15 protein-coding genes are annotated in these 17,837 nt (G+C 74.2%); 10 read left to right on the top strand and 5 right to left on the bottom strand.

Features of this window, described 5'->3' with window-relative positions; translation table 11 throughout:
• The first annotated feature begins 39 nt into the window (after window positions 1-39).
• The gene (locus H4O22_RS04335; protein WP_182525835.1) at window positions 40-1,653 is read left to right on the top strand and encodes an MXAN_6640 family putative metalloprotease; all 1,614 of its coding nucleotides are present in this window, start codon (window positions 40-42) and stop codon (window positions 1,651-1,653) included.
• Between the two features lie 107 nt (window positions 1,654-1,760).
• Here the strand turns inward: H4O22_RS04335 and H4O22_RS04330 are convergent, their stop codons facing one another.
• Window positions 1,761-3,782, bottom strand: coding sequence for an ATP-dependent DNA helicase (locus H4O22_RS04330; protein WP_182525834.1), 2,022 nt, complete (start codon window positions 3,780-3,782; stop codon window positions 1,761-1,763).
• Between the two features lie 66 nt (window positions 3,783-3,848).
• On the opposite strand from H4O22_RS04330, the gene H4O22_RS04325 reads away from it, so the two are divergent.
• The gene (locus tag H4O22_RS04325) at window positions 3,849-4,778 is read left to right on the top strand and encodes an alpha/beta fold hydrolase (protein WP_220451287.1); all 930 of its coding nucleotides are present in this window, start codon (window positions 3,849-3,851) and stop codon (window positions 4,776-4,778) included.
• Here the strand turns inward: H4O22_RS04325 and H4O22_RS04320 are convergent.
• Window positions 4,775-5,932: an ROK family protein gene (locus tag H4O22_RS04320; RefSeq protein WP_182525833.1), complete on the bottom strand. Its 1,158-nt coding sequence runs from the start codon at window positions 5,930-5,932 to the stop codon at window positions 4,775-4,777. The genes H4O22_RS04325 and H4O22_RS04320 overlap by 4 nt on opposite strands.
• 95 nt (window positions 5,933-6,027) lie before the next feature.
• On the opposite strand from H4O22_RS04320, the gene H4O22_RS04315 reads away from it, so the two are divergent.
• The 7 genes from H4O22_RS04315 (at window position 6,028) to H4O22_RS04285 (ending at window position 14,010) form a co-directional block, all read left to right on the top strand.
• Window positions 6,028-7,569 (top strand): sugar ABC transporter ATP-binding protein, encoded by a 1,542-nt coding sequence (locus H4O22_RS04315; protein WP_220451286.1) that lies wholly within the window; start codon window positions 6,028-6,030, stop codon window positions 7,567-7,569.
• Window positions 7,566-8,588 carry an ABC transporter permease gene (locus H4O22_RS04310; RefSeq protein ID WP_182525832.1) on the top strand — a complete coding sequence of 341 codons (1,023 nt, stop codon included), beginning with the start codon at window positions 7,566-7,568 and terminating at the stop codon, window positions 8,586-8,588. Before H4O22_RS04315 ends, H4O22_RS04310 begins: the two co-directional genes overlap by 4 nt.
• Window positions 8,585-9,682 carry an ABC transporter permease gene (locus H4O22_RS04305; RefSeq protein WP_220451285.1) on the top strand — a complete coding sequence of 366 codons (1,098 nt, stop codon included), beginning with the start codon at window positions 8,585-8,587 and terminating at the stop codon, window positions 9,680-9,682. Before H4O22_RS04310 ends, H4O22_RS04305 begins: the two co-directional genes overlap by 4 nt.
• Window positions 9,682-10,920 carry a substrate-binding domain-containing protein gene (locus H4O22_RS04300; RefSeq protein WP_182525831.1) on the top strand — a complete coding sequence of 413 codons (1,239 nt, stop codon included), beginning with the start codon at window positions 9,682-9,684 and terminating at the stop codon, window positions 10,918-10,920. Before H4O22_RS04305 ends, H4O22_RS04300 begins: the two co-directional genes overlap by 1 nt.
• Window positions 10,921-11,010: 90 nt before the next feature.
• Entirely contained in the window at window positions 11,011-11,895 is an 885-nt protein-coding gene (locus H4O22_RS04295; RefSeq protein WP_182525830.1) for a sugar phosphate isomerase/epimerase family protein, read from the top strand.
• Window positions 11,885-13,012: a Gfo/Idh/MocA family protein gene (locus tag H4O22_RS04290; RefSeq protein ID WP_220451284.1), complete on the top strand. Its 1,128-nt coding sequence runs from the start codon at window positions 11,885-11,887 to the stop codon at window positions 13,010-13,012. Before H4O22_RS04295 ends, H4O22_RS04290 begins: the two co-directional genes overlap by 11 nt.
• On the top strand, window positions 13,012-14,010 hold the full coding sequence (locus H4O22_RS04285) for a sugar phosphate isomerase/epimerase family protein (protein WP_182525829.1): 999 nt from the start codon (window positions 13,012-13,014) through the stop codon (window positions 14,008-14,010). Before H4O22_RS04290 ends, H4O22_RS04285 begins: the two co-directional genes overlap by 1 nt.
• On the opposite strand, the gene H4O22_RS04280 is transcribed toward H4O22_RS04285, so the two are convergent.
• Both H4O22_RS04280 and hflX read right to left on the bottom strand, forming a co-directional pair.
• Window positions 13,965-14,726, bottom strand: coding sequence for an SGNH/GDSL hydrolase family protein (locus H4O22_RS04280; RefSeq protein ID WP_182525828.1), 762 nt, complete (start codon window positions 14,724-14,726; stop codon window positions 13,965-13,967). The two genes, H4O22_RS04285 and H4O22_RS04280, sit on opposite strands and share 46 nt — an antisense overlap.
• A gap of 101 nt (window positions 14,727-14,827) precedes the next feature.
• Window positions 14,828-16,354: a GTPase HflX gene (gene hflX, locus H4O22_RS04275; protein WP_182525827.1), complete on the bottom strand. Its 1,527-nt coding sequence runs from the start codon at window positions 16,352-16,354 to the stop codon at window positions 14,828-14,830.
• Window positions 16,355-16,402: 48 nt separating this feature from the next.
• Between hflX and H4O22_RS04270 the strand changes: the two genes are divergently transcribed.
• Window positions 16,403-16,993 carry a nucleoside/nucleotide kinase family protein gene (locus H4O22_RS04270; RefSeq protein ID WP_182525826.1) on the top strand — a complete coding sequence of 197 codons (591 nt, stop codon included), beginning with the start codon at window positions 16,403-16,405 and terminating at the stop codon, window positions 16,991-16,993.
• Here H4O22_RS04270 and H4O22_RS04265 read toward each other — a convergent pair.
• The gene (locus tag H4O22_RS04265) at window positions 16,990-17,817 is read right to left on the bottom strand and encodes an AraC family transcriptional regulator (protein ID WP_182525825.1); all 828 of its coding nucleotides are present in this window, start codon (window positions 17,815-17,817) and stop codon (window positions 16,990-16,992) included. The genes H4O22_RS04270 and H4O22_RS04265 overlap by 4 nt on opposite strands.
• Window positions 17,818-17,837 lie beyond the last annotated feature (20 nt).

Raw genomic sequence — 17,837 nt, 5'->3', positions numbered from 1 at the left:
GCGTGCGAGGATCGACGTCTGCTCGTCGCTCGTTCTCGGATGGAGATCCTCGTGCCCGCTCGTCCCCGCACTCGCACGGCCGCCGTCGTCCTCGGCGCCCTGGCGGTCGCCGCCTCGCTGCTGACGGCGCCCGGCCCCGCGGTCGCGGCGCCGGCGGCGACCGACCCGACGCCGGGTCCTGCGGCCGGCACGGAGGGCGGCACGGAGGCCGCCGCGGTCGAGGTGCTCGAGGAGGCGCGCGACGTGCTCTCCGGCGACCCGCAGGGCCGCGACGCCACGATCGTGCTGCACGACCTGGCGCTCGCGGCCGGCGACCTGCCCGAGGACCGCTTCGGCGAGGCCGACCGGATCCTGGCCCGGCCCACCGACGGCCCGCGCGACCCGCTCGGCAACGGCTACGGCCCCAACGCCGACCCCACCTCGACCTGCGGGGTCGTCTGCGTCCACTGGGCCCGGGCCACCGGCGACGCTCCCGACCTCGCCGACGGTGACGGCGACGGGATCCCCGACCACGTCGAGACCGTGCTGGCCACGCTGACCTCGATCCACGACACCTACGTCCGCGCCGGCTATCGCACGCCGGTGGCCGACGGCAACCGCGGCGGCAACGCCAAGACCGACATCTACCTCGCCGACATCGGCTCCGACGGGCTCTACGGCTACTGCGCGCCCGACGACGAGCCGACCCGGCCCGCGGCGCCCGCCTACTGCGTGCTCGACGACGACTACAGCAGGGCCGAGTTCCCGGCGAACACCCCGCTGGAGAACCTCCAGGTGACCGCGGCGCACGAGTACTTCCACGCCGTCCAGTACGCCTACGACATCTTCGAGGACGGCTGGTTCCTGGAGTCGACCGCGGCCTGGGTCGAGGACGAGCTGTACGACGGGGTCAACGACAACCGGCAGTACCTCCGGCAGAGCCCGCTCGCGCAGCCGTCGCGGTCGATCGACGACGGCTCCGGGATCCGCGTCTACGGCAGCTGGATCTTCTTCCGCTACCTCACCGAGCGCTCCCCCGCCGCCCAGGGCGGGCTGCCCACGATCGTCCGGGACATGTGGCGCAAGGCGGCCGGCAACGCCCGCCGCACCGACCCGCACTCGATGCGGGCCGTCGCCGCGGTGCTGGCCGCGCGCAAGATGAAGCTCCCGCGCACCGTCGCGCGCTTCGCTGCCGCCAACCGCCGGCCGGCCACGGCGTACGACGAGGGCGCGTCGTACCCCGTCGCCGCCTTGGCGGGCGTGCTCCGCGTCGGTCGCCGCGACACCCGCCGCACCACCACCCGGATCGACCACCTGAGCAGCTCGACGGTGCGCGTCCAGCGGCGCGGGTCGATGGGCAAGGCCTGGCGCCTGCGAGTCGCCGTCGACCTCGGGCCGAAGGTGGCCTCGCCCGCCGCGGTGGTCACCGTGCGCACCAAGTCCGGTCGGTTCCAGACCCGGCTGGTCCGTCTCGGCCGGTCCGGACGCGGCGGCGTCACGGTGCCGTTCGGGTCCCGCGCGATCCGCTACGCCGAGGTGACGATGGTCAACGCCAGCCGCCGCTTCGACTGCTTCCAGGGCAGCTACTTCTCCTGCCAGGGGGCGCCCCGCGACGACAACCAGCGGGCGCGGCTCACGGTGTCGACGAAGAAGGCCACCCGCTACAGCAGGTGAGCGTTCGTGCGCCGGACGTCATACGCCCTGGTCGTCATCGCCACCCGTTCGTATGACGTCCCGGCGGGACCCGTGCACACTCACGCCGACTCGGCCTCCAGGGGGCGTCAGCTGGGGTCGGCGGCGAGGCGGGAGAGGGCCTTCCGGACGACGGCGGGGTCGGTGGTGGTCCACATCGGCGGGAGGCTGGACTTGAGGAAGCCTCCGTAGCGGGCGGTCGCGAGCCTCGGGTCGAGGACGGCGACCACGCCGCGGTCGGTGGTGGTGCGGATCAGCCGGCCGGCGCCCTGGGCGAGAAGCAGGGCGGCGTGGGTGGCGGCGACCTGCATGAAGCCGTTGCCGCCGGCCTTGTCGGCGGCCTTCTGGCGCGCGGACATCAGCGGGTCGTCGGGCCGCGGGAACGGGATCCGGTCGATCAGCACCAGCTGGCAGGTCTCGCCCGGCACGTCGAGCCCCTGCCACAGGGAGAGCGTGCCGAACAGGCAGGTGTGCGGGTCCTCGACGAACTGCTTGGCGAGCTCGGGCAGCTGGGCGTCGCCCTGCGCGAGGGTGGTCAGGTGCGGGAGCCGCTCGCGGACCGCCTCCGCTGCGGTCTCGGCCGCGCGCCGGGAGGAGAACAGCCCGAGCGTGCGGCCCTCGGCGGCGTCGACGAGCTCGACGATCTCGTCGAGCTGGGCCGGGCCCAGGCCGTCGCGGCCGGGCGGCGGGAGGTGCCGCGCGACGTAGAGGATCCCCTGCCGGCCGTAGTCGAACGGCGAGCCGACGTCGACGCCGCGCCACGGCAGCGCGGTGCCCTTGGTGTCACCGGCGCCGCTGGCGGAGGCCGACGCGGGCGCCCCCTCGAGCACCCGCTCGGACGGCTTGAGCCCCACGCTGGAGGCGAGGTTGCCGAAGTCGCCGCCCAGCATCAGCGTCGCCGAGGTCATCACGACGGTCTTGTCGGTGAGCAGCTTGTCGCGCATCGTGCCCCAGACCTGGAGCGGCGCCACGCACAGCCGCGGGGGGATCCGGTCGGTGCCCTCGGAGAGCCACAGCACGTCGGCGTCGGAGCCCGCCGCCATCCGCTCGGCGGTCGCGAACACCTCCTGCACCGCGCCGCGGGCCTGGGTGCGGCCGGCGTCGGCGTCGCCGCCCTTCTCGCCCCCGTCGGCCTTGGGGTACGCCGAGAAGCACGCGCGCGCCGCGTCGCGCACCAGGGCCAGCGCGTCCGCGAGGTCGTCGGGCACCCGCTCGAAGCGGCCCGGGGTTGCGTCGCCGATCGCGCCGCGCAGCGCGTCGGCCGCGTCGGCGAGGTCGTCGGCCTCCGAGCCGTCGACGTACCGCTGCGACCGGCGGGCCGCGCGCTCGACCTCGGCGGCCCACAGCTCGTCGGTGGCGGCCTGGGTGACCCGGGCGGTGAGCTCGTGGGCCTCGTCGATGACCACCACGTCGTAGTCGGGGATCATCGGCACCCCCTCGATCGCGTCGATCGCGAGCAGCGAGTGGTTGGTGACCACGAGGTGGGACTTGTGCGCCCGCTCGCGCGCCAGCTCGGCGAAGCACTCCTGGCCGAACGGGCACTTCGCGGCGCCCAGGCACTCGCGGTGGTTGACGCTCACCTGGCGCCACTCGCGGTCGGTGTGCCGCGGCGCGTGGTCGCGCTCGCCGGTGCCGCCGTCCTCGGCCTCCTGCTCGACCCAGGACCGGAGCTCGAGCACCTTGGCGCCCAGCGAGCCCTCGGGCATCTTCACCAGCGCGCCCTGGTCGTCGGGCACGCCCTCGCGCACGCGGTGCAGGCAGGCGTAATTGGAGCGGCCCTTCAGCACGGCGTACGACGTGTCGACGCCGGGCACGCCCTTGACCGCCTCGGCGAGCCGCGGCAGGTCTCGCTCGACCAGCTGGTGCTGCAGGGCGAGGGTCGCGGTGGCGACCACGACCCGCTCGCCGTGGAGCAGGCTGGGCACCAGGTAGCCCAGCGACTTGCCGGTGCCGGTGCCGGCCTGGACGAGCAGGTGCCGGCCGTCGGACATCGCCGCCGCGACCGCCTCCGCCATCGCGACCTGCCCCTCGCGCTCCTGGCCGCCGAGCGCGGAGACGGCAGCCGCGAGCACCTCCGGGACGGTCTGGTCGGGGCGGTCGGCGTCGGGCACCCGAGCACCCTAGACGGCCTCACCGACCATCGGGCGCGGCCGTCCCCAGGCGCCTACGCTGGTGCGGTGGACGACACCTCCGCCGGCGACGGCACGCTGCTGGTGACCACCCCCGACGGACGCGAGCTGGAGGTGCTGGCCGGCGGCGACGCCGGCGGGTTCCCGCTCCTCCTGCACGGCGGTACGCCGACCGCAGCGGTCCGCTACCGGCCCCTCGACGAGGCCGCCGCCCGCCTCGGGCTGCGGCTGGTCACCTACTCCCGGCCCGGGTACGGCGCGTCCACGCCCCGGCCGCCGACGCTCGACGGCCCCCGGGTCGCCGAGGACGTCGCCGACGTGGTCACGATCCTCGACGCCCTCGACCTCGACGAGTTCCTGACCCTCGGCTGGTCCGGCGGCGGCCCCCGGGCGCTGGCCTGCGCGGCGCTGCTCCCCGCCCGGTGCCGGGCCGCGGGCACGCTCGCCGGCGTCGCGCCGTACGACGCCGCGGGCCTGGACTGGTACGCCGGCATGGGCCCGGAGAACATCGAGGACTTCGAGGCGGCGGCGCAGGGCCGGGCGGCGTACGAGGAGCTGCTGGCGCACAGCCTGACGCCGCTCTTCACCGCCACCGCAGACGACGTCGCGGCCGCGTTCGGCGGGGTGCTCACCCCCACGGACGCGGCGGCGATGACCGGCGACTTCGCGGCGTGGACCGCGGAGACGTTCCGCCGGGCCGGCGCGCAGGGCATCGTCGGCGCCGTCGAGGACGGCCTGGCGATCGTCGGCCCGTGGGGCTTCGACCTCGCCGACGTGCGCGTGCCCGTCGCGGTCTGGCAGGGCCGGCAGGACGCGATGGTGCCCTACGAGCACGGTGCCTGGCTCGCCGCGCACGTGCCGGGCGCGGAGGCGCACCTGTTCGAGGACGAGGGGCACGTGACGCTGATCGCGCAGGTCGACGTGGTGCTCGCCGACCTGATCCGGCTCGCGGGGCTCGCCGGCCCCGGCCAGGGCTAGCCGACCGCGGCGGTCGCGTTGTCGATGTACTCCGGCGACAGCACGTGGCCGATCGCCAGCGCCGCGGCGCCGATCACGCCCGCGCGCTCCCCCGCCTGCGACGTCGTGATCCGCAGGTGCTGGGTCGCCAGCGGCAGCGAGCGCTGGTAGACGACCTCGCGGATCCCGGCGAGCAGGCTCTCCCCGGCGTCGGCGAGCGCCCCGCCGACGACGATGGCGGACGGGTTGATCACGTTGACCAGCGTCGCCAGCACCTCGCCGAGGTCGCGGCCGGCCTGCCGGACCGCCTGCACCGCCCGCGGGTCGCCGCTGCGGACGAGGGCGACGACGTCCTGGCCGGCGACCGCCTCGACGCCGACCTCGCGCAGGCCGCGCGCGATCGCGGGACCGGCCGCGATCGCCTCGAGGCAGCCGTGGTTGCCGCAGCGGCAGAGCACCTCGCCGGCGCGGGCGACGGCCACGTGGCCGAGGTCGCCGGCGGTGCCCTGGGCGCCGCGCTGGAGCCTGCCGCCGGAGACGATCCCGGCGCCGATGCCGGTGCTGACCTTGATGAACACCAGGTCGTCGATGTCGGGCAGGTGGGCGTGCTGCTCGCCCAGCGCCATGATGTTCACGTCGTTGTCGACGAGCACCGGGACGTCGAACGCGCGCTGCAGGTGGCCGGGCACGTCGTACCCGTCCCAGCCGGGCATGATCGGCGGGTTGATCGCCCGGCCGGTCGAGTGCTCCACCGGGCCGGGCAGACCGACGCCGATGGCCGCCAGCTTGTGGCGGCTGCGGCCCTGGGCGGCGAGCAGGTCGGCGACGACGCCCTCCACCCAGCCCAGCACGTGCTCGGGGCCGAGCGCGACGTCGAGGTCGTCGCGGTGCTCGACCAGGATGGTGCCGGCGAGGTCGGCCAGCGCCGCGGTCGCGTGGGTGGCGCCGATGTCGACGCCGGCCACGGTCCAGGCCAGCGGGTTGAGCGCGAGCAGCGACGGGGGGCGTCCCCCGGTCGAGACCCCACCGCCGTACGGCGCGACCAGGCCGAGCCGCATCAGCGCGTCGATCCGCGAGGCGATCGTGGACCGCGCGAGCCCCGAGGTCTCCGCGAGCTGGGCGCGGGTGCGCGGCTGTCCGTCCCGCAGGAGCTCGAAGACGTCGCTGGTCCGCACGGCCGGAAGTGTTCCACGGGGACTTCTGGACGTCCACCGGCCAACTTCTGACGGACCCTCGACATAAGTACGTGACCCGTGTCACAGTGCCGTGCGTGACCACGTCACCGATCTCCGAGCCGCCCGTGACCGGCGAGGTGGTGCTCCGTGCCCGCGGGCTGACGAAGAGCTTCGTGGGCCACACCGTGCTCGCCGACGCCGACCTGGAGCTGCGCGCCGGGCAGGTGCTCGGCCTGGTCGGGGAGAACGGCGCCGGCAAGTCGACGCTGATGAAGCTGCTCGCCGGGGTGCACTCCCCCGACTCCGGCACCATCGAGGTCGGCGGCCGACAGGTCTCGTTCAGCCACCCCGTGCAGGCGCAGCAGGCCGGTCTCTCCACGGTCTTCCAGGAGTTCAACCTGCTGCCGGAGCGCTCGATCGCCGAGAACGTCCACCTCGGCCGTGAGCCGCGCCGCCGCGGCCTCGTCGACGTCGAGCGCATGCAGCGCGACACCGCCGAGCTGCTCGACGGGCTCGGCGTGGCCGGGCTCGAGCCGGGGCGCCGGGTGCGCACCCTCTCGGTCGCCGAGCAGCAGGTCGTCGAGATCGCCAAGGCGGTCAGCTACGACGCCCGGATCATCCAGATGGACGAGCCCACCGCCGCCCTCGCCGAGCACGAGGTCGAGCTGCTCTACTCCGTGATCGCCCGGCTGACCGCGCGCGGCGTGGCGATCATCTACGTCTCCCACCGGCTCCAGGAGGTCTTCGACCTCTGCGACACGATCACCGTGCTCAAGGACGGCCGCCAGGTCACCACGCAGCCGGCGGAGGACCTCGACGACGCCGAGCTGGTGCGGCTGATGGTCGGCCGCTCGATCTCCTCCTTCTTCCCCGACCCGCTGCCCGGCACCGAGGTCGGCGAGCCGCTGCTGGAGCTGCGCGACGCCGGCAACGGGTACGTCGACGGCGTCGACCTGACCCTGCGGGCGGGGGAGGTCGTGGGCATCGCCGGGCTCCAGGGCTCGGGCCGCACCGAGCTGCTCGAGGCGGTCTTCGGCGTCCGCCCGCTGACCCGCGGCACGATGCGCGTGGCGGGACGCGACGTACGACCCCGCTCGCCGCGGGCCGCCGTCCGCGCCGGCCTGGCGCTGGTCACCGAGGACCGCAAGGCCACCGGGCTCGCGCTCAACCAGACCATCCTCGACAACGCCCTCGCCGTCGTCCGCGCCGTCTTCCCGCGGCGCACCGGCGCGGCCCGGCGCGAGGTGCCGGGGCTGCTGTCCTCGCTCGAGGTCTCGGCGCGGGCGACCGACCAGGAGGTGCAGTTCCTCTCCGGCGGCAACCAGCAGAAGGTCGTCCTGGCCCGCTGGCTGGCCACCGGGCCCCGCGTGATGCTGATGGACGAGCCCACCCGCGGCATCGACGTCGGCGCCAAGCACTCCATCTACGAGCTGATGCGGATGCTCGCGGCCCAGGGCGTCGCCGTCCTCATGGTCTCCAGCGAGCTGCCGGAGGTGATCGGCATGTCCGACCGGATCCTGGTGATGCGCGACGGGCGGCTGGCCGGCGAGCTGCCGGCCGGCTCCACCGAGGAGCAGGTGCTGCAGGTCGCCACCGGCGTCACGGAAGCACCCGACACCGAGGCGGTCCCCCGGTGAGCGCCCTCGCCGAGCGCGCCGGGCGGCTCACCTCCACCGGCATCGTCCTGGCGCTGCTGGTGCTCAGCCTGGTCGTCGGGTTCGTGCTGACCGCGGTCGAGGGGCGCAACTTCCTCAGCTCGGGCAACATCTCCGCGCTGCTGACCGGCGTCAGCATCCTGGGGTTCATCGCGATCGGGCAGACGCTGGTGATCCTGGTCGGCAGCCTCGACCTCTCGGTGCCGTACGTCGTCAGCCTGGTCAGCGTGCTCGCCGCCGGCACCATGGCCGGCGAGGACGCCAACGTGCTGCCGGCGGTCGCCTACGCGGTCGTCGTCGCCGCCGCCGTCGGCCTGGTCAACGGCGCGATCGTCGCCTACCTCGGCGTCCACGGGTTCATCGCCACCCTGGGCACCGGCCTGGTGATCAGCGGCTACCTCGCCACCCACTACCAGGGCAGCCACGGCCTGGCGCCGCGCTCGTTCCGCCTCGTCGGCGCCACCAACGTCGGCCCGGTCCCGGTCTCCACGCTGATCCTGCTCGGCTGCGCGGTGCTCGTCGTGGTGATGCTGCGGCGCACCCGCATCGGCCACCACCTGTACGCCGTGGGCGGCAACCGCGACGTCGCCCGGCTCTCCGGCCTGCGCACCTCGGTGCCGGTGCTGGTGGCGCACACCCTGTCCTCGGTGCTGGCTGCGCTGGCCGGGCTGCTGCTGGTCGCCCGGCTCAGCGTCGGAAGCCCCACCATCGGCAGCCAGGGCGACTACGACCTGATGTCGATCGCCGCGGTCGTGCTCGGCGGCACCCTGCTGGCCGGCGGCAAGGGCAACATCGTCGGCACCCTCGCCGGCGTCGCGATCTTCTCCGTCCTCGACAACGTCATGGGCGTGATGGGCGTCAACCCGTTCCTCCAGGACGTCGTCCGCGGCCTGGTGATCGTGGTGGCGGTCGCGGTCTACGCCCGCCGCGAGCTCGAGCGGCGCCCCGCCCGGTTCGAGCGCCCCACCGGCCTCGATGCCGCACTCCAGGAGGCGAAGTGAGCACCCCGACCCTGGTCCCCGAGCGCGCGCAGCGCCCGCCGCTCGCCGCCCACCACCGCAGCTGGACCGGCCGCGCCGCCGCGGCGCTCGCCACCCCCGGCGGGGCGGTCTACGTGCTGGTCGTGGCGCTGCTCGTCGCCACGATCCTGGCCAACCCGAACTTCGGCGACCCCGGCGTGATCATCCGGTTCCTGGGCCGCACCGCGCCGATCGCGATCGCCGCCATCGGCCAGTACTACGTGATCGTCTCCGGCGAGTTCGACCTGTCGATGGGCGCGGTCGTCGCCACCCAGGTCGTGATGGCCGGCAACCTGATCGGCCAGGACGAGAGCCGGATCCTCCCCGTCACGCTGCTGATGCTGGCCGTCGGCGTGCTCGTCGGCGTGGTCAACGGGCTGGCGACGACGCTCCTCGGCGTCCCCAGCTTCATCGTCACGCTCGGCATGATGCTGGCGCTCGGCGGGCTCGTGGACTACCTGACCGGCGGCGCCGCGACCGGCAACCCGGCCGACTCGTTCCGCGAGATCGGCCGCGGGGGCATCCAGGACGTCCCGGTCGTCGACGTGATCCCCTACCCGCTGCTCGTCCTGGCCGCGCTCGGTGCGCTGGCGTCCTGGTCGATGCGCCGCCCGTTCGGTCGCAGCCTGGTCGCCGCCGGCGACAACGCCGAGGCCGCCCGGGTCTCCGGCAGCTCGCTGTGGTGGCTCAAGACCCGGGCGTTCGTGATCTCGTCGCTCTCGGCCACCGTCGCCGGGATCATCCTGGTCGGGTACGCCGGGGTGCACCCCTCGGTCGGCCAGGGCTACGAGTTCACCGCGATCACGGCCGTCGTCCTCGGCGGCGTGCTGCTCGGCGGCGGACGCGGCTGGGTGCTCTCGGCGGCGGCCGGCGCGGTCGCGCTCGAGCTGCTCTTCGTCCTGCTCACCGCCCTCGGCATCGAGTCCACCTGGCGCGACACCGTGCAGGGCCTGATCATCATCGCCGCCGTCGCCGTCGCCGGCCGCGCCTGGAGCCTCGGGCGGCGCCCGGGCCGGCGTACCCCGTCCTCCCCCGACCACCCGCCCACCCCGGGCACAACCACAGGAGACAACTGATGCGCACAGCGTTGCCCAGCAGGCTGCTCAGGGGCGCCGTGGCGTCCGCCGCCGCGCTGGCCGTCCTGGCCGGCTGCAGCACCGACGACTCCGTCGACGACCCGCCAGCGTCCACCTCCTCGGAGGACGGCGGCACGGAGGAGGAGACCCAGTCCAGCGAGGAGTGGTTCGTGCAGGAGGACTACGACGAGCAGGACGCGCAGCGCTCGGCGACGTTCGAGGGCGACCCCGAGCAGCCGTGGCTGCAGTACATCGACGGCGAGATGACCGACACCTCGTCGTACGCCTCGCAGGACCCGCAGAAGGTCTGCTTCGCGAACGCCTCGATCTCCAACCCCTGGCGCCAGACCGGCTGGATCACCATGAACCAGCAGCTCCAGGAGCTCCAGGACGAGGGCGTGATCTCCGAGATGGAGACCCGCGACGCCCAGGACGACGACAACACCCAGATCGCCGACATCGACTACTTCATCAGCGAGGGGAACTGCGACGTCTTCGTGATCTCGCCGAACTCCACCGCGGCGATGACCCCGGCCGTCGAGCGGGCGTGCGAGACCGGCAAGCCGGTCATCGTCTTCGACCGCGGCGTCGAGACCGACTGCTACACCACGTTCATCCACCCGATCGGCGGCTACGCCTGGGGCATCGACACCGCGACCTTCCTCAGCGAGGAGCTCGAGGAGGGCGACAAGGTCATCGCGCTGCGGATCCTGCCGGGCGTCGACGTGCTCGAGACCCGCTGGGCCGCGGCCGAGAAGATCTTCGAGGAGAACGGCATCGACGCGGTCGACTACTTCACCGGCGCCGACCCGACCGAGATCAAGAAGATCATCTCCGACGAGCTGGTCCAGGGCGACGTGCAGGGCGTGTGGATGGACGCCGGCGACGGCGCCGTCGCGGCGATCGAGGCCTTCGAGGACGCCGGCGTCGACTACCCGGTGATGACCGGCGAGGACGAGATGAGCTTCCTGCGGAAGTGGGAGGAGACCGGGCTGACCGGCCTCGCGCCCGTCTACTCCAACTTCCAGTGGCGCACCCCGCTCCTGGCGATCCAGAGCATCGTCGCGGGCGAGGAGGTCCCGAAGGAGTGGGTGCTACCGCAGGCCCCGATCACCGAGGAGGAGCGGACGGAGTACCTCGACGCCAACGACGGCATGCCCGACGGGCACTACGCCAAGTTCGGCGGCGAGGACCTGACCGGCTACCCGGACGTGTGGCAGGACCGCAAGATCCCCTGACCGGGCTCCGACCACCGGCCGGGGGCGCCTCTCTCCCGCCCCCGGCCGGTCCGCCCGCGCGTCCCGACTCCCCGACCCGGAAGGCCTGCCGTGCCTGCCTCCTCCCGCCCGCGAGCCCTGGGCGTCAACACCTGGGTGTGGACCTCCCCGCTCACCGACGCGAACCTGCCCGGGCTGCTCGACACCGTCGCCGGACTCGGCTTCGACGCGGTCGAGCTGCCGCTCGAGCAGGTCGGCGACCTCGACCCCGCCCGCACCGCCGCCGCCGTCGCGGCCTCCGGCCTGGCGCCGTACGTCGTGGGCGCGATGGCGCCGGGCCGCGACCTGGTGGCCACCGACGCCGCGACCGTCGCCGGCACCCAGGACTACCTGCGGGGCTGCGTCGACCTCGCCGCCGCGGTCGGCGCGAGCAGCGTCTGCGGCCCCTTCTACGCGCAGACCGGGCGCGTCTGGCGGATGACCGCCGCCGAGCGCGACGCGGCGTACGACGAGTGGCGCGGCCACCTCGCGCCCGTCGCCGACCACGCGGCGGCGGCCGGCGTCGCGATCGGGATCGAGCCGCTCAACCGCTACGAGACCTCGTTCCTCAACACCGTCGACCAGGCGCTCACCGCGCTCGGCCCGCTGCTCGGCCCGCACCTCGGGCTCGCGCTCGACACCTACCACCTCGGGATCGAGGAGCGCTCCACCGCGGACGCCGTACGCCGGGCGGGGCGGCACCTCGTGCACGTGCAGGTCTGCGGCAACGACCGCGGCGCCCCCGGTGGCGACCAGACCGACTGGCCGGCGCTGCTCGCCGCCCTCGACGAGGTCGGGTACGCCGGCGCGCTGAACATCGAGAGCTTCACCCCCGACAATGCTGTGATCGCGGTCGCCGCCTCGATCTGGCGACCGCTGGCCGACTCCCCCGACGACCTGGCCCGCGACGGCCTGGCCTTCCTGCGCTCCCTGGACGGAGACCTCCGTGTCCGATAGCCCCACCCGCCCCCTCGGCGTCGCCGTCGTTGGCTACTCCTTCATGGGCAAGGCCCACTCCCACGCCTGGCGCAACGTCGCGGCGTTCTTCCCCGACGTGCCGCGGGTCCGCCAGCAGGTGCTGGTCGGCCGCGACGAGCGGGCGGTCGAGGACGCCGCCGAGCGCTACGGCTGGGCCGAGTCCGCCACCGACTGGACCGAGCTCCTCGACCGCGACGACGTCGACGTCGTCGACATCTGCACCCCCGGCGAGACGCACGCCGAGATCGCGCTCGCGGCGCTGGCCGCGGGCAAGCACGTGCTGGTCGAGAAGCCGCTCGCGAACACCGTCGCCGAGGCGGAGGCGATGGTCGCCGCCGCCGCGGACGCCGCGGGCCGCGGCGTACGGTCGATGATCGGGTTCAACTACCGCCGGGTGCCGGCGCTCGCGCTCGCCCGCGCGCTGATCGCCGAGGGCCGGATCGGGACCGTCCGCCAGGTGCGGGCGGCGTACCTCCAGGACTGGCTGGCCGACGCGGCGGCGCCGATGACCTGGCGGCTGCGGCGCGAGTCCGCGGGCTCGGGCGTCCTCGGCGACCTCGGCTCGCACGTCGTCGACCAGCTGCACCACCTGCTCGGCGACCGGGTCACCGGGGCGCGCGGGCACCTGCGCACGTTCGTCACCGAGCGCACCGGGCCGAACGGCCCCGAGCCGGTCACCGTCGACGACGCCGCGTGGGCGACGCTCGAGCTGGCCTCCGGCGCGGTCGCGAGCGTGGAGGTCAGCCGGATGGCGACCGGGCGCAAGAACGGCCTCTCCCTGGAGGTGTACGGCGACCGCGGCTCGCTCGCCTTCGACCTCGAGCGGCTCAACGAGCTGCAGGTCGACGGCTGCCGGGTGCTGGTCACCGAGACCGACCACCCCTACCTCGACGCCTGGTGGCCGCCCGGCCACGTCCTGGGCTGGGACAGCACGTTCCTCGCCCAGGCCGCCGACTTCCTCGCCGCGATCGGTGCCGGGACCGACCCGTCGCCGTCGTTCGCCGACGGCCTCGCGGTGCAGCGGGTGCTGGCGGCGGTCGAGGACAGTGCGGGACGCTCGGGGGCCCGCGTCGACATCGACACCGAGGAGCTCTGATGGGCAAGCGCTTCACCCTGTTCACCGGCCAGTGGGCCGACCTGCCGCTCGAGGAGGTCGCGCGGCTCGCCGCCGGCTGGGGGTACGACGGCCTCGAGATCGCCGTCTCCGGCGAGCACCTGGACGCCTGGCGCTGGGACGAGCCCGGGTACGTCGAGGGCCGCCTCGAGATCCTCGAGCGGCACGGGCTCGGCGTCTGGACGATCTCCAACCACCTCACCGGCCAGACCGTCTGCGACGACCCGGTCGACGAGCGGCACCGCGCGATCGTGCGCGAGCGGGTCTGGGGCGACGGCGACCCCGAGGGGGTGCGCACGCGCGCCGCGGAGGAGCTGCAGCTGACCGCGCGGCTCGCGCAGCGGATGGGCGTCTCGACGGTCGTCGGGTTCACCGGGTCCTCGATCTGGCCCTACGTCGCGATGTTCCCGCCCGTCCCCGCGGCGCGGATCGAGGCGGGCTACCAGGACTTCGCCGACCGCTGGAACCCGATCCTCGACGTCTTCGACGAGTGCGGCGTCCGCTTCGCCCACGAGGTGCACCCCTCCGAGATCGCCTACGACTACTGGTCCACGGTGCGCACCCTGGAGGCGATCGGGCACCGCGAGGCGTTCGGGCTCAACTGGGACCCCAGCCACATGATGTGGCAGGACCTCGACCCGGTCGCGTTCATCACCGACTTCGCCGACCGGATCTACCACGTCGACTGCAAGGACACCCGGATGCGCCTGGGCGGCGGCCGCAACGGCGTGCTGTCCTCGCACCTGCCGTGGGGCGACCAGCGGCGCGGCTGGGACTTCGTCTCCACCGGACGCGGCGACGTGCCGTGGGAGGACTGCTTCCGGGCCCTGGCCGCCATCGGGTACGACGGGCCGGTCTCGGTGGAGTGGGAGGACGCCGGCATGGACCGCCTGCACGGGGCGCCGGAGGCGCTGGAGTTCCTCCGGCGCTTCGACTACGACCCGCCCGCGGCGTCGTTCGACGCGGCGTTCAGCAGCTGAGCGGCCATCCGCTGGGTCATCCGCTGGGCCACCGCGTCGCCGAAGGCGCGGTGGCCCTCGGGCGTGAGGTGCAGCGCGTCGTCGAGGTAGGGCAGCTCGAGGTCGGAGGTCGCGACGTACGCCGCGCCGTGGCGGGCCGCGAGGTCGGCCAGCAGCCGGTCGACGGCCGGCACCTCCGCGGCCCGCGCGGGCGCGGCCGGCGGGCCGACGACCACGACGCGGCGGCCCTCGAGGACCTGCATCAGCTGCCGGAAGCCGGCCGTCACCGCGGCCGCCGACTGGTCGTGATCGTTGAGCCCGCCCTCGACGACGACGGTCCCGGCGCCCGAGCGGCGCAGGGCCGCGGCCGCGCGGGCCGCGAACGAGACATCCGTGCAGGCGCTGGCGGTCGCGCTGAACCCGGAGCCGGAGAACCCGGCCACGTGCACGCGGCCCGGCAGCCGGCTCGGCCACGACGCGGCGGTCCGGTCGAGCCGCAGCCCCGCGGCGTACGAGTCACCGATGACGAGCAGGTCCTCGCCCGCCCCGGTCACCGCCTCCGCCCGCTCGGCGGACGCCGCGGCGAAGCGCTCGCAGCGGGACAGGTCGGCGCCGGCGCGCTCGGCGAGCACCACCGTCAGCGCGAGCACCACCACCAGCGCGGACCCGATGCCCAGGAGCACCCGGCCACGCACCGACACGCGCGCGGCCTCGCCGGCGCCTCCACCGTGAGCCACCCGACGATTCTCCGCCCTCCGGCGCCCGGCACCAATGGCCCGTTCGGGCTACGGCCCGGGGCGGTCGGACGGCGAGACCGCCCGACCCCCTCAGGGACAGGTCAGGACGGCGTGACGGCGTACGCCGCGAGCTCGCCGGCGAGGCTCTCGTTGGCTCGCCCGCGGACGACCGTGCCCTCGCCGGTGTGCTCGAGGGTGGCGATCTCGCCGTGCTGGTGGATCCGGTTGAGCAGGTCGCCCCGCTCGTAGGGCAGCAGCGCATGGAACTCGACGTCCGGCCGGGGCAGCTCGTCCTCGACGAACGCGAGCGCCTCGGCGATGCCCTCGCCGGTGCGCGCGGAGACGACCACGCTGTGCGGCTCGCGCTGCTGCAGCCGGCCGATCACGAGCGGGTCGGCCGCGTCGGCCTTGTTGATGACGATGATCTCCGGCACCTGGCTGGCGCCGATCTCGGCGAACACCTCGCGGACGGCGGCGATCTGGCCCTCGGGGTCGGCGTGCGAGCCGTCGACGACGTGCAGGATCAGGTCGGCGTCCGCGACCTCCTCCAGCGTGGAGCGGAACGCCTCCACCAGCTGGTGCGGCAGGTGCCGCACGAAGCCGACGGTGTCGCTCATCGTGTAGATGCGCCCGTCGTGGGTGGTCGTGCGCCGCGTCGTCGGGTCGAGGGTCGCGAACAGCGAGTCCTCGACCAGCACCCCGGCACTCGTGAACCGGTTGAGCAGCGAGGACTTGCCGGCGTTGGTGTAGCCCGCGATCGCGACGGCAGGGATCTGGTTGCGCTTGCGCTCGGACCGCTTGGTGTCGCGGGTGCCCTTCATCTCGCGCAGCTCGCGGCGGAGCTTGGCGATCCGGGTCTTGATCCGGCGGCGGTCGGTCTCGATCTTGGTCTCACCGGGGCCACGGCCACCGATGCCGACACCGCCGGCGGCGCGACCGCCGACCTGGCGGGACAGGTTGCCGCCCCAGCCGCGCAGCCGCTGCTTGAGGTAGTTCAGCTGCGCCAGCTCGACCTGCGCCTGGCCCTCCTTGGACTTCGCGTGCTGGGCGAAGATGTCCAGGATCAGCGCGGTGCGGTCGACGACCTTGACCTTGAGCCGGTCCTCGAGGTTGCGCAGCTGGCTCGGGGCGAGCTCGCCGTCGCAGATCACGGTGTCCGCGCCGGTCGCGGCGACGATCTCCTTGAGGCCCTCGACCTTGCCCCGCCCGATGTACGTCGCGGGGTCGGGCGACATCCGGCGCTGGTAGATCGCGTCGAGCACCTCCGAGCCGGCGGTCTCGGCGAGCAGGGCGAGCTCGGCCATGGAGTTCTCGGCGTCCTGGACGGTGCCACCGGTCCAGACGCCGACGAGGACGACGCGCTCCAGCCGGAGCTGGCGGTACTCGACCTCGGTGACGTCCTCGAGCTCGGTGCGCAGGCTCGCGACGCGGCGCAGCTGGTGGCGCTCGACGAGGTCCATCTGACCCGTGGTGGGGTCGACCTCCTCGGGGTCCGGCGCGGAGAGGTCGGGCTCGGGCTCGGTGGAGTCCGGGTCGTCGGGCTCGCTGTCGTCGAAGCTGTCGGCGTCCTCCCAGGCGGAGGTCTCGTCGAGCTCGGGGTCGAGGGTGAAGTCAGATGCGTTCGTCATACGCCTTCCAGGGTAGGTCCCTCGGTGAACACGCGCGAGGAGTTAACTATGCCCGTGCTGCTGCCGCCGGTCCCGCGCGACGTACGTCTGCTCGGGATCACCGGCCCGCCGGGGGTCGGCAAGTCCACCGCGGCGGCGGCGCTCGGCCTGCCGGTAGTACCCATGGACGGCTTCCACTACGCCGACGTCGAGCTCGTCCGGCGCGGGCTGCAGGACCGCAAGGGCGCGCCGGAGACCTTCGACGCCGAGGGGTACGCCGTCCTGCTGCGGCGGGTCCGGGCGCGCGAGCCGGACGTCGTCGCGCCGGCGTTCGAGCGGGGGCTGGAGCAGCCGCTGGCCGGGGCGCTCGCCGTACCTCCCGACGGGACGGTGGTGACCGAGGGCAACTACCTGCTGCTCGACGAGCCGCGGTGGCGCGCGGTCCGCGCCGAGGTCGACGTCGTCTGGCACCTGCACCTCGACGACGACGTACGCCGCGCGCGGCTGGTCGCCCGGCATGTGGCCTTCGGCAAGTCCCCCGCCGCCGCCCGGGAGTGGGTCGCGCGCGTCGACGAGCCCAACGCCCGCCTGGTCTCCGCCGCCGCCGCCCGCGCCGACCTGGTCGTCGACGTCAGCGGGCTCTCGGCGGGATCGTCCTAGGTGGGGGGCGGCTCGGCCGCGAACTGACCGGGGGTGAGTCCGGTCGCGGTGCGGAAGTCGCGGGAGAAGTGGGCCTGGTCGGCGTACCCGAGCTCGACGGCGACTCGCGCGAGGTCGCGGGGCTCCCCCGACCGCAGCAGCTCGGCGGCCTCGTGGAGGCGGCGCCGCTGAACGAGCCACTTCGGGGTCAGGCCCAGCCGGTGACGGGTGAGCCGCTGCAGGGTGCGCTCGGAGAGCCTGAACTTCTCGCACACCTGACTGACCCGCTGGACCCGCGGATCGCCCTCGACGTGCTCGACGACGGCGTTCACGAGCAGGCCCTCCTCGTCGACGGGAAGCAGCGCGGTCAGCGCGTCCTCGACCACGTCGACCGCCGCCTGCCGCCGGGCCGGGTCCAGCGGACCGTCACCGACCGCGTCCCGCACGGCGTGCGCCAGCGCCGCTCCGTCGAGGCCCGCCGCCTGCTCCAGCGGGACCGTCGCGTCGGTGAGCCGGTCCACGGGCCCGCCGGCGAGCGCCCGCCCGGCGGCGGGTTGGAACATGGTGCCGAGGGCCCAGCCCTCCCCGGCCAGCTCCTGCACCGACAGCCCCCGCTGCGGGCCGACGAGCAGCGCGTAGTCGCGCGCCACCACGACTAGGCAGACCGGGTACTGCAGCACCCGCTGCACGGTCGTCGCGCCGGGCGGCAGCGACCAGACCGGCATCCAGTAGCGGCGTACGACGTCGGCGAGCGCCGGGGCCGGCGCGTACCGGAAGATCGGCGGGCTCCAGCCGTCCTGGTCGCGCAGGTGGGCACGCTCGGTCGGGTCCGTGGGGCGCGCCATGTGTCGGATTCTTGCAAGAA

Source organism: Nocardioides dongkuii (genome assembly GCF_014127485.1).
Taxonomy (GTDB): domain Bacteria; phylum Actinomycetota; class Actinomycetes; order Propionibacteriales; family Nocardioidaceae; genus Nocardioides; species Nocardioides dongkuii.
The sequence above is the reverse complement of the archived record's forward strand: the minus strand, read 5'-3'. Positions and strand labels throughout refer to the sequence as shown.

Bases quoted from the DNA above. Each gene is read 5' to 3' on its own strand.
- H4O22_RS04335 (WP_182525835.1), top strand. From the start codon at position 40: ATGGAGATCCTCGTGCCCGCTCGTCCCCGCACTCGCACGGCCGCCGTC.
- H4O22_RS04300 (WP_182525831.1), top strand. From the start codon at position 9,682: ATGCGCACAGCGTTGCCCAGCAGGCTGCTCAGGGGCGCCGTGGCGTCC.
- H4O22_RS04285 (WP_182525829.1), top strand. From the start codon at position 13,012: ATGGGCAAGCGCTTCACCCTGTTCACCGGCCAGTGGGCCGACCTGCCG.
- hflX (WP_182525827.1), bottom strand. From the start codon at position 16,354: ATGACGAACGCATCTGACTTCACCCTCGACCCCGAGCTCGACGAGACC.
- H4O22_RS04270 (WP_182525826.1), top strand. From the start codon at position 16,403: ATGCCCGTGCTGCTGCCGCCGGTCCCGCGCGACGTACGTCTGCTCGGG.
- H4O22_RS04265 (WP_182525825.1), bottom strand. From the start codon at position 17,817: ATGGCGCGCCCCACGGACCCGACCGAGCGTGCCCACCTGCGCGACCAG.